General features: G+C 44.7%; 11 protein-coding genes. 1 reads left to right on the top strand and 10 read right to left on the bottom strand.

Annotated features, from left to right (window positions below):
• Positions 1-29: 29 nt before the first annotated feature.
• A complete protein-coding gene (locus tag AC58QC_RS05665) occupies positions 30-1,010 on the bottom strand; it encodes an alpha-ketoacid dehydrogenase subunit beta (RefSeq protein ID WP_477589338.1) in 981 nt (326 codons plus the stop codon).
• A 49-nt stretch (positions 1,011-1,059) separates the two neighbouring features.
• Positions 1,060-2,142 carry a pyruvate dehydrogenase (acetyl-transferring) E1 component subunit alpha gene (gene pdhA / locus AC58QC_RS05660; protein WP_497414222.1) on the bottom strand — a complete coding sequence of 361 codons (1,083 nt, stop codon included), beginning with the start codon at positions 2,140-2,142 and terminating at the stop codon, positions 1,060-1,062.
• A gap of 218 nt (positions 2,143-2,360) precedes the next feature.
• On the opposite strand from pdhA, the gene AC58QC_RS05655 reads away from it, so the two are divergent.
• Positions 2,361-3,092 carry an alpha/beta hydrolase gene (locus tag AC58QC_RS05655; protein WP_497414221.1) on the top strand — a complete coding sequence of 244 codons (732 nt, stop codon included), beginning with the start codon at positions 2,361-2,363 and terminating at the stop codon, positions 3,090-3,092.
• Here AC58QC_RS05655 and AC58QC_RS05650 read toward each other — a convergent pair.
• The 8 genes from AC58QC_RS05650 to AC58QC_RS05615 form a co-directional block, all read right to left on the bottom strand.
• A complete protein-coding gene (locus AC58QC_RS05650; protein WP_497414220.1) occupies positions 3,084-3,905 on the bottom strand; it encodes a lipoate--protein ligase family protein in 822 nt (273 codons plus the stop codon). The genes AC58QC_RS05655 and AC58QC_RS05650 overlap by 9 nt on opposite strands.
• Positions 3,906-3,978: 73 nt before the next feature.
• Positions 3,979-5,799 carry a peptidoglycan D,D-transpeptidase FtsI family protein gene (locus tag AC58QC_RS05645; protein WP_497414219.1) on the bottom strand — a complete coding sequence of 607 codons (1,821 nt, stop codon included), beginning with the start codon at positions 5,797-5,799 and terminating at the stop codon, positions 3,979-3,981.
• A 140-nt stretch (positions 5,800-5,939) separates the two neighbouring features.
• Positions 5,940-8,114 (bottom strand): methyl-accepting chemotaxis protein, encoded by a 2,175-nt coding sequence (locus AC58QC_RS05640; protein ID WP_497414218.1) that lies wholly within the window; start codon positions 8,112-8,114, stop codon positions 5,940-5,942.
• A 185-nt stretch (positions 8,115-8,299) separates the two neighbouring features.
• Positions 8,300-9,583 (bottom strand): peptidase U32 family protein, encoded by a 1,284-nt coding sequence (locus AC58QC_RS05635; protein WP_497414217.1) that lies wholly within the window; start codon positions 9,581-9,583, stop codon positions 8,300-8,302.
• Between the two features lie 25 nt (positions 9,584-9,608).
• Positions 9,609-10,535, bottom strand: a complete 927-nt coding sequence (locus tag AC58QC_RS05630; protein WP_497414216.1) for a peptidase U32 family protein — start codon at positions 10,533-10,535, stop codon at positions 9,609-9,611.
• 41 nt (positions 10,536-10,576) lie between these two features.
• Positions 10,577-11,674: an endolytic transglycosylase MltG gene (mltG, locus tag AC58QC_RS05625; RefSeq protein ID WP_497414675.1), complete on the bottom strand. Its 1,098-nt coding sequence runs from the start codon at positions 11,672-11,674 to the stop codon at positions 10,577-10,579.
• Between the two features lie 126 nt (positions 11,675-11,800).
• A complete protein-coding gene (locus tag AC58QC_RS05620; protein ID WP_497414215.1) occupies positions 11,801-12,100 on the bottom strand; it encodes a DUF1292 domain-containing protein in 300 nt (99 codons plus the stop codon).
• Positions 12,097-12,405, bottom strand: coding sequence for a DUF1292 domain-containing protein (locus tag AC58QC_RS05615; RefSeq protein ID WP_056610485.1), 309 nt, complete (start codon positions 12,403-12,405; stop codon positions 12,097-12,099). The genes AC58QC_RS05620 and AC58QC_RS05615 overlap by 4 nt, the downstream gene beginning before the upstream one ends.
• Between the last annotated feature and the right edge of the window lie 4 nt (positions 12,406-12,409).

Below are 12,409 nucleotides of genomic sequence, written 5' to 3'. Positions count from 1 at the left end.
CGACCTCCTGTTACCTTCGACTGGGTGAATTAAAATTCAAGTACTTTCTTAATTCCAGCAATAACGCTTGCTGGACTTGGCAACCAAGCATCTTCGATTTGTGCGAATGGATAAACGGTATCTGGTGGTGCAATACGCAGAACCGGAGCTTCCAGATGTAGAATCGCTTTTTCGTTAATTTGAGCAATAACCTCTGCAGCTACACCAGATGTTTTTTGCGCTTCTTGAACGATAATCGCGCGATTCGTTTTCTTAATGGAAGTTACAATTGTATCGATATCAAGTGGAAGAAGTGTACGAAGGTCGATAACTTCGACTTTCACGCCTTCTGTTTTTTCGATTTCTTCAGCGGCTTTCATGGATGTGTGAACCATTGCGCCGTAAGTAATGATCGTTACGTCTGATCCTTCTTTAACAACATTTGCTTTGCCCAGTTCTACGGTGTATTCGCCTTCTGGTACTTCACCGCGGAATGCACGGTATAAGTTCAAATGCTCCATGAAGAATACAGGGTCATTATCGCGAATAGCAGCAATTAGAAGCCCTTTCGCATCGTAAGGGTTGGAAGGAACAACAACTTTAATTCCTGGTGTTTGAACTAACAAGCCTTCAAGTGCATCTGTGTGAAGCTCAGCTGCTTTAACGCCGCCGCCAAATGGTGTACGGAACACGATTGGGGAGTTATAACGACCGCCGGAACGGTAACGCATACGAGCTGCTTGCACGCAAATTTGGTCAAGTGCTTCGTAAATGAAACCTACGAATTGGATTTCAGCAATTGGACGGAAGCCTTGTACACCAAGACCTACAGCAAGTCCACCGATTGCGGACTCAGCTAGAGGCGTATCGAATACACGCTCTTCGCCGAATTCTTTTTGCAAACCTTCTGTCGCACGGAACACGCCACCAACATTACCAACGTCTTCGCCGAACAAAATAACATTAGGATCTCTTTCTAATTCTACGCGCATCGCGTCTTTTATCGCTTGAATCATTGTCATTTGTGCCATGACTACTCTGTGCCTCCTAAAGTTAAAACTTGTATCGAACGTTCACTCTCTATTTATACGATTCTTTTTGTTCTTCCAAATGTGAAGGTGTTACTTCGAACATGGAGTCGATCAAACCAGCGACTGTCATTTTCTCTGTTTCTTCTGCTTTTTTGATGTGCTCAGCAACAGTAGCTTTCGCTTCTTCCTTCACTTGAGCTTCTTCTTCTTCGCTCCAAAGGCCTTTTTTGGTCAAGAACAAACGCATACGTGTAAGCGGATCTCTTGGCTCCCAATCAGACTCTTCGTCTTTCGTACGGTATTTCGTTGTATCATCCGCCAAGGAATGCGGACGGAAACGGTATGTCAATGCTTCGATCAACGTAGCGCCTTCGCCTCTGCGTCCTCTTTCAGCCGCTTCAGTAACCGCTTGAACAACAGCTAGAACGTCCATGCCGTCTACTTGCACGCCTTTGATACCAGCAGCAACAGATTTATGTGCAACAGAAAGTGCTCCTGTTTGCTTCGAGTAAGGAGTTGTAATTGCATAACCATTGTTTTGAACAAAATAAATGACAGGCAGCTTAAATGCTCCTGCAAAGTTCATGCCTTCGTAGAAATCGCCCTCGGAGCTTCCACCGTCACCTGTGTACGTAATCGCTACACGCGGTTGGTTGCGCTTTTTGAAAGCCATTGCTACGCCTGTTGCGTGAAGAATTTGTGCGCCGATAATAATTTGCGGCATAAGTACGTGAACATCTTGCGGAATTTGTCCGCCATGTTGATGACCACGGGAATACAAGAAAGCTTGATATAGCGGAAGGCCGTGCCATACCAATTGCGGCATATCGCGGTAACCTGGGCAAATGAAATCGTCTTTATTCAGAGCGAATTCGCTGCCAATCATGGATGCTTCTTGACCAGAAACTGGTGCATAGAAACCAAGACGGCCTTGACGACCTAGATTAACTGCTCTTTCATCCCATACGCGTGTGAATACCATTCTTCTCATTAATTCTTTTAATTGCGCATCGCTAAGCTTAGGCATTTTATCGGGATTTACGACTGTGCCGTCTGGAGCAAGAACCTGCAATGGCTCAACCTTTTCTGTGGTCACTTCATAATTTGCTTGGCTGACAAGTGGCTTACTCATACCATTTCACCTCTTATATGATTTTGGTGCCTACTATCTGGACTTCTGTTATAGTATTATTATAATCCTGTTTTGGTGAATTGTACACCAGCAACGACGGGGTATCTCACCTTTTTTACTGTCTGTGAATAGTACAGTTTAACAAAATATATAATACAGTTTAAAGGGAAACAATAACTGCTATAATACACCTACCCCATTTGTGAAGGAGATCCACAATGTCAGATGACTCCCGTTTATACAAGCGTACTATTGTAAAAGATGAAATAACCTCGAGCCTGCTCGGAGAAATTCGTCCCCTGCGGATCTATCTCCCCCCTGGCTATAACGAACTGCTATCCTATCCAGTAATTTACTGTCAAGATGGTGAACAGTTCTTTAATTTCGGTCGAATTGCTACAACCCTTACAAGGTTAATCCTAGATGAGGATCTGGAGCCTGCCATCGTTGTAGGCGTCGACGTGAATATCACGAATCGAACCTCCGAATATGCGCCTGAAGGGGAGCGTCACGATACCTACTGTCAATTCTTCGCAGATGAGCTGCTCCCTTATGTAGAAAGCCGTTATCCAGTCCGCACGGAGCGAACTGAACGCATTCTTGCAGGTGATTCGCTTGGAGGCACAGTTTCCTTGCATCTCGCCTTAGATTATCCTAGCCTTTTTTGCCGAGTTATATCCTTGTCAGGCGCATTTTTCGACATCACTCGCGAAAGAATTAAGCAAGAAGACGACTTATCGTGGCTAGAGCTTTATATGTTGATTGGAACAGATGAAACAGACGTGACAACGGAGCGCGGCACCTTCGACTTCGTCCGAGAAAACAGACTAACACACACTTTTTTACAAGACAAAAATGCCACGCTTCACTATATAGAGAAACCTGGCAAGCATATATGGGGTTTTTGGCAAGTTGAACTGCCAGCCGCGCTTCATTATTTTTTAGGATGAGATGGCATAGCGTTCCTTCATCAAAGCGATCATGTCATGCACCTGGGATTCAGTGGGATATCCAGCGATTTCTGAAGCTTGGCTGAACTGAATCCCTGATTTGCCCAATACCTGTCGCAACTGCTCCACAAATTGCCCCGCTGTTATCGGTACGTGCAAGCATTCTGCTAAGCTCGACATACTTTCTTGCGAGACAATTGGATAGTCATGCTTGGTTGCTGACAATGCGGCTCTCTCGTAAAATCCTCTGGCTAAAGCACCCTTCTCCTCGCCGCGACCTTCTACGATCAAGAAAGCTTGTACTGAAATGGCCAGCTGTTGTCTGCGCTGTGCGATTCCGCAAAATTTACGGCCGCCAATACTCAGATCGAATTCTCCTGGGCAAAAGGAGCCGATGATCTCACCTTGATCAATACGATCCGTGATAGAAGCCATCACATGTCTGATCAAGTCCACCATGAGATCGAAATCCTTGCGATGCTCCATGTCTCCGGCTTCCTTCGGAAGGAGCAAGGACATATTCACGACTCCCGCATCTAAAGGCACAGCTGCTCCTCCAGAATTACGCACAGCTGTATCATAGCCTTGACTTCGCAGCCATTCATCTGCTTGCGCTGCGTTAGGGAGCCTGCTATCTCTTAACCCCATAACGAACGCACGCGGGTGCCGCCAAATATGTAGGATTGCAGGAGCTGTCTTCCCGATCGCTCGGCATAAGAGCTCCTCTAAGGCAAATGCATATAAAATAGGTTTAGGTTCTGTTTCATTTGAACGATCTAGAATTCGTAAGGATGAAGGCAGTTGGGTCGCCATATGTTAAGTCTCCTGAGTTTAGTATGTGTCAACAGTACGGGCAGCCAATTAGGCTTATCCTCCATGATACCTTTTATTTGCTGTTTGACAACCCTTGGCTCGCCAAAATATCCATGATCCCTTTAAATAAAGGTATCGCTTTATTACTTTCCGTAGGATCCGTATTTTTAATGACAACGGAAACAGCATACTGTGGTGTTTCCACCGGGCCATAGCCAATGAACCATTGATTCACTTTCTCTTGATTCCCATTTTGAATTTGTGCTGTTCCTGATTTACCTGCCAGCTTCCACTTAGCGCTTTGCAAACCTTGGCCAGTCCCTACAGTGACAACCTCCCTCATCCAATTTAGGAGTGTCCGACTTGTGGCAGCCGATATTTTGCCATCCTTAGAAGCTAAGGCTTTAACGGGAAATGACTCCATCTCACGACCGGTTTGATAACGGATTTCTTGAACAACTCGAGGCGTGAAGCCCTTCCCATCATGCAGCAAGGTCACAATCATGTTCGACGCCTGCAAAGGGGTCATTCTGACATCCCTTTGTCCAATGGCCGTTTGCATCAGAACACCCTCATCATTCTCAGGTGTATGCGCAGCAAATAATTGGCCTGTCTCCTCAGAATCAAATTGTTCAAACACATCCCTCGTATCGGTTTTCCCTGTCCAGCCTACTTCGTTTAGCACACCTAGCTTATTCGCATATTTCTCTAATTGAGCGGCCGTTAGACGCTGCATGACGTTCGCAAACACAATATTACACGATTGCGCAAAGCCCTCTTCTAACGTTAATGGCCCGTGCCCATCTTTCCTCCAGCATGTAAAACCATATTTGCCAAGCGCCCCTTCACAATCAAAGGTTTCCGTGAGATTGACGACCTTCTCATCCAACGCAGCTGCTGCCACAATCGTTTTGAAAATCGAACCCGGCGCCGTTGCTTTGAGTGCATAATTACTCCAATTATTACTAGCCAGATCCACTTGCAACGGATTATAGTTTGGTCTGCTGGCCATCGCAATCACATCGCCATTTGCTGCTTCCTGCACAACGGCTGCTCCCTCGCGAATACTCAGCTTATCCATTAAGGCTTCTATTTGCTGCTGCACGCGGCTATCCAAGGTCGTGATTAACTTCACAGGATAGTATGAGTTATCCGGTGCAATCATTCGAGCATCTAAACCCGCTAGCGGTCTCTTCCCTGCATCTGTAAAGTAGGAAATCGAGGTTTCACCTACACCGCGAAGCCAAGTGTCGAATGACTTCTCCAAGCCGGCTCCCCCAATTTTCGACGTTAGCGCAACTCTACCTTTTTCCAAGTCCGAGCTGTATATTTGCATCACACGATCCGGATTCTGTCCGATAAAACCGACCAGCTGCCGCGCCGTCATCCCAGTTGGGTAGCGGTCCTCCATTTCCACAACCTTCACATTCGGTAAGCTTAAGCCATCAATTCCATGCACTTGTTGCTCGCTCAGAGAGATTGCCTTCCCCCCATCTTGTGTCCCCCATACTTGAGGCTCTTTCAAATTACGTAGGAAAGAAACCCAGCTCTCTTTATTTGTCTGCAAAATACGTGCTAATTGACTCACTTCCTGCTGATTCATCACAAATTCACTGTTGATCGGAAAGGCGACTAACGCTTTCACAATCTTGCCAGTCAATGGCTGGAGATTGCGATCTAGAATCTCGCCTCTACCGCTTTCTAATACAAGTGCGCGTTGACGCTGTATCACGGAATTTTTCACCAGATTGATGCCTCGAGAGGAGTAGCTTTCCGTTGCGGCGATTTGGATCCAGAATAACTTGCCAAAAATACCTAGAAATAAGAGCAGTATCAAAAAAAGCATCAGAAAAATACGCCTTTTTTCATTCGAGGATAATTGATTATCATTCATAATACGAACCCCTTTTTAAATTCCAACATAACCCTCTTTGCTTTCAGTATCGGCATTCTTGCATCACGTCAAACCGCTGCAGCTACGCGAAAACACAAAAAAATCCACCCTCCTAATGGAGAGTGGATGCATCTTGGAAATTATACTTCGAATTTGGATAATGTATCGGTTAGAGATTTGGACAGTAGATCCAGCTTGTCCGACAATTTCACCAAACCATCACTAATACTCAACTGCTCGGAGCTCAAGGAAGCAACTTCCTCGGAAGTGGCCAGTGATTCCTCAGCAACTGCGCTAACATTCGTCATGGCATCAGACAGCACCACTTGTGATTGTTCAAGCGTAGAAATGGAATCACTAACGGTGCTCAACTGAACAATAAAGCCACCCATATGATTCGTTACTTGCTTGAAAATCGTATCTGCTTCTTTAACAGCCAAAATTTGCTCTTGGAAGATTGGGGTTGCCGTCGAAAGCACCTTAACCGTTTCATCGATTTCTCGTTGAATCGTTTCCGTAATTTGACCAACTACGTCAATGGATTGCTTCGATTGATCAGCCAGCTTACGAATCTCATCCGCTACAACCATGAAGCCTTTGCCGGCTGCGCCTGCACGTGCTGCTTCAATCGTCGCATTCAAGGAGAGAATGTTCGTTTGCTTCGTCATGTTATTCAACACGTCCAAAATTTTACGGATCGAACGTGTACTCTCTTTCAATCTATCTACCTTATCAACCATGGAACGGATCATTTCTTCCGTCAGGTTCGTTTTGGAAATAAGCTCTGACATATACTTCGTTCCAAGCTCACTGGAGGTTTGTACATCCGCTGCCGCAGTCCCCATCTCCAGATTGGCTTCAATAACTTGCTTCATTTGAATGCCGATATGGTGAGTTAGCTCGTTGCCCTTCTCGGACTCTGTCGCCAAACCGCCTGCACCATTGGAAATTTCGTCCGTTGCAACAGCGATTTCTCTTGCTGCAGTTGCTGTCACTTTGGAGGAATTCGTCAATTCTTGCGCAGTTTCAAATACCGCTTGGGCAGACGTGCTCGTTTGCTGCACCAGTGTCGTAATCTGTTGCATCATCACGTCGAAGCTGGCTCCCAGCTGCCCAATCTCATCTTGAGACTTGTAATTGGCACGAACGGTTAGCTTCCCTTTGGCGCCTTGCTGCATCAGGTTGCGCAGATTAATGAGCGGACTTCCGATCATTCTAGCTACAACAATACCAATTATGATGGCTGCAATAGCTGCAAACAATGCGATTAGCAGTGTGTAATTGAAAATCTTCTTCGCGTCTTTAACAAGCGCACTGACTGGAATATCACCAACTAGATTCCATCCAGATACATTTGACTTATAAAAAGCAACCAAGTGATCGTCCTTCGTGATAAAGGAACCATGTTCTTCTTCAAGCTGTTCCTTTGTAAGTTGAACGGATGATTCCTTTCCAATCTGGTTCATATCTTTTACCGCAATGTTCTTATTACCGGCATTCGTAATGACGACATCGCTGCCATCCCCTAATGACATACCGCTTAACTCTTTACCCAAAATGTCCGTACTAAGTTCTAGTACTAGAACGGCTGATGACGTGTTCGTTAACGTATTACGCATCAGACGGCTAATCGCAAACGTATTCGTGGAGTTGGTTGAGTAGCCTTTGGCCTGACTATCTAACCAAGTCACTTTCCCTGCATTATCAACAGTACGTTTAAACCATTCATTCGAATTTATGTTCTCAGATAATGAAGAACCACCAGAACCTGTAATGACGATCAGCTTGCCATCAGGTCGATACAAATGAAGCGTTTTAATTGCTTTGTTCGAGAAAGTAACCACGTTCAATTTCTCCGTCAATTGACGCGTATTATCTAGTGCTTCATAAGAAGAAGCATCTAATTTCGGAACCTTATCAAGCAGATCTTGTAACTCTTTATTCAGCATAATTTGTAGCGAGACATCATCAAAGGTTTGATAAAGGAAATCCAATTTCTGACCTGCTTGTGTCACCGTTTGTAAACTGGATTCGGATACCTTGTTCTTAATAACACTTTTGGAAACCGAATACGAAATCATCCCTACCGTAAGTACGAAAAACAGAATGCTGATAAAAAACATTAAAAATAACTTCATTCCAACCGATTTCACTGGATTTTCGAGCTTAATGTTGCTCGGACCTTTGAATGCATATGTACCGTTTGGTGAGGCTGACCCACCTGCTGTGTCAACATTTCGACCCCTTCGAACTTGACCAGCTGTTTGAACTACTTTGTTTAAAATGGAACGGATACCTTGAGGTCTTTTTGTCATTTCGTTCACCACCATTAGTTTCTAATTAACCCTTACTAACTTTCGAGCAAAATGAAAAGGTTTACATGCTTTGTCATTGATGAATTTCGACATTCATTTCCAATATCCTCTATAATACGATCAAAAGAACAAAAAAAATGAAGCTTTATCCAATATAACCCACACTGGAGAAAGCTTCCATGGTACTATTTGCCTGTTTTCTTGCGCATCATATCCCATTTTTTTACAGGATACTCTGTTTTTAGTTGAATCAGTTGCAACGGATGTCTAGCCGCGGTTAATTCTTGGCCCGCTTCATCTTGAATTACGCCAACCGTTTGCTTAAAATGCGTACCCTCCGGACCAAAAAATTCAATCTCCTGACCAGGTTTGAAATGATTCCTTTGCTGAATTAGAGCAACTCCTGTTTCTTCGTTGTATCCCATAACCAAGCCAACAAAGTCGAAGCCTACAACTTTATCCTCTGGCTCGAATATGTGATCCTCATGACCTGGCGCTTCATAAAAGAATCCATCGTTCAAAGGTCGATTCGCCGCTTTATGAATCTCATCCTGCCAAACAGGATTGAGCTCAAAATGCTCAGGATCCTCGAAATAAGCATCTATCGCCTGACGATAGGCATTCACGACCGTTGCCACATAATGAATGCTCTTCATTCTACCTTCGATTTTGAAGCTATCTACACCCGATTCAATCATATCTGCTATGTGATCAATCATGCTTAAATCCTTGGACCCCATGGTAAAGGCATCGTCATCCTCTGCGAACATAGGGAAATCCGTCGCCAATGGCGCATCAAGCGGCTGATCCTTGGTGAAGAGGTCATATTTCCATCGACACGATTGTGAGCAACCGCCGCGGTTCGAATCGCGATCCGTGAAATGATTAGACAAGACGCATCGTCCGGAATAAGAACTACACATTGCACCATGAATGAAAGCTTCAATTTCGACATCCACATGCGCCTTGATTTCATCAATTTCCTGCATACTCACCTCACGTGCCAATACAACACGCTCGATCCCCTGGTCTTTCCAGAACTGAACGGTTTGCCAGTTCATCACCGACTGCTGTGTACTTACATGGACTTCAAGCTCAGGAGCAACACGTCTGCACGTTTCCATGATAATTGGATCTGCAGCAATGATCGCTGAGATGCCAACCTCCTGAAGCCCTCGCAAATACTCATCTAAGCCTTCAATATCTTCGTTATGCGCGTAAATATTCGTTGCTACGAATACCTTGGCGCCATATTGCTTCGCAAATTCGACGCCTTCACGCATTTCTTCTTTGGAGAAATTGTCCGCATTCGAACGTAACCCATATTTCTGTCCACCAATATATACAGCATCTGCGCCATAATGGATCGCGAATTTCAGCTTTTCTAAATTACCCGCTGGAGCTAACAGCTCCGGCTTATCAAGTCTTACACGCTTACCCCTGGCTCGTGCTTCTACGGCTGTAGTCATCTAGGAGAGCACCTTCTTTCTTCAATCAATATACCTGTTCTTTATAGAAAAATCCGTAACTCAGCTCACGCTCAGGATCCTGCAGCGCGATTATTGCATCCAACCATGCCTGCTGGAACTCATAGCCTTCAGGATTAGCAACATAAGCATCAATTGCTGCACGATAGCTTCTTACGACCGTTTCATTATACGGAGTGGATTTGAGCAAGCCTTCAATTTTTAAGCTGTCAATATGCCCATCAATAAGCTCTGGCAAATTTTCCAGCATACAGAAGTCTTCCGAACTCATAATGTGCGTACCATTGCGATCCTCATAGACGGGATATCGTTGGTCGCGACGCTCGTGCTCAATAAGGAATAGTCCCCTCTCCTTCGAACGATCCTCTTCCACCTTATTCCCCTGATGCGCCATATAATTTTTGACCAGCTCACGTTTGGAATGATAAATATTCGTAATCCCATGAACTTGTACTTCTACAGCAATCTCTGACTTCGCTTTAAAATCAAGCACCTGCTCCATGTTCAGCTCTCTCGCTAGTACTACTCGTACTGCACCTTGCCTCCCCCAATAATTCGCAGTTGCATAATTCGTCGAGGTCATCTCAGCATTCCAATGCATCGGCAATAGATCAGGCAACTGACGCACCGTCATGACGACAGCAGGATCTCCAAAAATAATCGCATCTACCCCGTAAGACTGTAAGGCAGCTAAGTACTCTTTTAAACCTTCAAGTGTTTGATTATCCAATATATTGTTGACCGCTACGTATACTTTCGCATTTCGTTCGTGGGCCCAAGTGACCGCTTCCCCGATCTCGCTTAGCTTCACTTCACCAGGCAAACGAAGCCCATAGCGATCTTCCCCTATAATAACTGCGTCCGCACCTGCAAGTATCATTTGTTTCAACTCAGCAATCGAACCACAGCTGATGACTAATTCTGGTTTATTCACGACATGCTTACCTACCTTCTGTCAGCTTAACGTACGCCCGCTTAATTCGTAGCCTTCTTACTATTGGCAATATTCTTCTTGTGCTCTTCAAAGGTCTCCGCAAACAGATGACCCATGGTTCCATCCTTCTTCGTGACATAGAAGACATATTTCGTTTCTTCTGGATAGATCGCCGCTTTAATGGAGGCCAGACTTGGACTTGCAATCGGACCTGGAGGCAATCCTGTATTCAAATACGTATTATACGGACTTTGAATTTGAAGATCCTTTTCCAATAACCGTTCCTTCGACTTATCAAATAAATACTGTACCGTCGCATCGATCTGAAGAGGCATGTTCATTTTCAAACGATTCACAATCACACCTGAAACGAGTGCTCTTTCGCTATCAACAACTACCTCCCGTTCGATCAACGAGGCAATCGTCAGCATTTGATGAATGCTTAGATTACGTGCTTTTAACTTGTCCTTCCAATCCGACGGAAGCGTTGCAAGCTTTTTGTCTAGCTGCTCTAAAGAACGCTCAACGAATTCCTTCTCCGTAGAACCTTTTTTAAATTCATAGGTTTCAGGGAAGATATACCCTTCTAATCGGTGTCTTAAATTCTTGCTGTCCGGAATCGACGCGGTCGTATCAACTTTAAATCCGGATGGGTCATCGACAAGTTGCAGAAATGCCTCTTTCTTCCAAGTGCTCATCTCGCTCATCTTGGCAGCGATTTGGTCGATTGTATAGCCTTCAGGAATCGTGATACGAACCATTTCTTCCTTCAGGACATCTCCCTTGTTGAGCTTATCAATCATTTCTACAAATGTCATGCCTGGCTTCATCGCATATTCGCCAGCTTGAAATTTAGAGCCCTGCTTTTTCCATTTTAAATAATACGTGAAAATAGATGAATTCTTAATGAGTCCCTTGGTTTTCAGTTCCTCTGCGATCTGTATCGAGCTCGAGCCTTGCGGAATGGATACGCGGACCTCCTGATCAGAAGCTTCCACGGGTTGCAGTGCACTTGCAATAAACAAGCCTACTCCGCCTGCCGTACCCAAAACTAGCAGCACAAGGATACTTAAGATAAGCAATACCCATTTCAGTTTACTACGCTTAGGCTTCTGTGATTCTTCATGTTCATAGTCCATATTCACAACGCGTCATTTCCCCCTAAGAATGTCAATCGTCAAGCCTTTGGCACTAGCTTACCTTACTAGCATTAACCATATGCACAACAAAACCGAGCGGATTATCTCCGCTCGGTTATCTTCTTCTTACAAGTCGTCCTGCTCAGGAAAAACCATCTCGTCGTATAGCTCCGAAACCGTTTCCCACTCATCGTCATCGTCAATGGTAACTAGTTCGTATTCACCGTCATCATTCGAGACGACACGAAAAAGGGCAACTTCCTCTTCCTTCTTCAGTGCATCGGATTGCATAACTGCATACGTTTGGTTCTCATAGACGAATTCTTTCAGAAGATGATACACCGTCGACTCACTTTGGTCGTCAGACAACAGGATATCATCCCCGTAAGTATTGCGCAATACATCAGAAGGTGTTGTCAAACTCATGCTTCTTCTTCCTCATCGAACTCCGCCATTAAGGTGTTGAACGTTTCTTCAACAATGTTCCATTCTTCTTCGTCATCGATAGTAAAGAGCTTCAAATCTTCGCCATCGTCATCTTCTTCGTAACGGAAGGCATAGACTTCATCGGACTCTTCGTCTCCGCCATCTGTCGGCACAACCATCATATATTTCTTATCTGAACCGTCCACTTCGAATTTCATGATAACCTCGAACTCTTCTTCGTTGCCTTCATCGTCCGGGATGTAAATGATTTCTGGTTCTTCTTCACGCAATTCTTCTTTGGACATGTTC

The organism is Paenibacillus sp. J22P51 (assembly GCF_059692215.1).
Note: the sequence above shows the minus strand (reverse complement) of the source record. Positions and strands in the feature narration are given on the sequence as shown.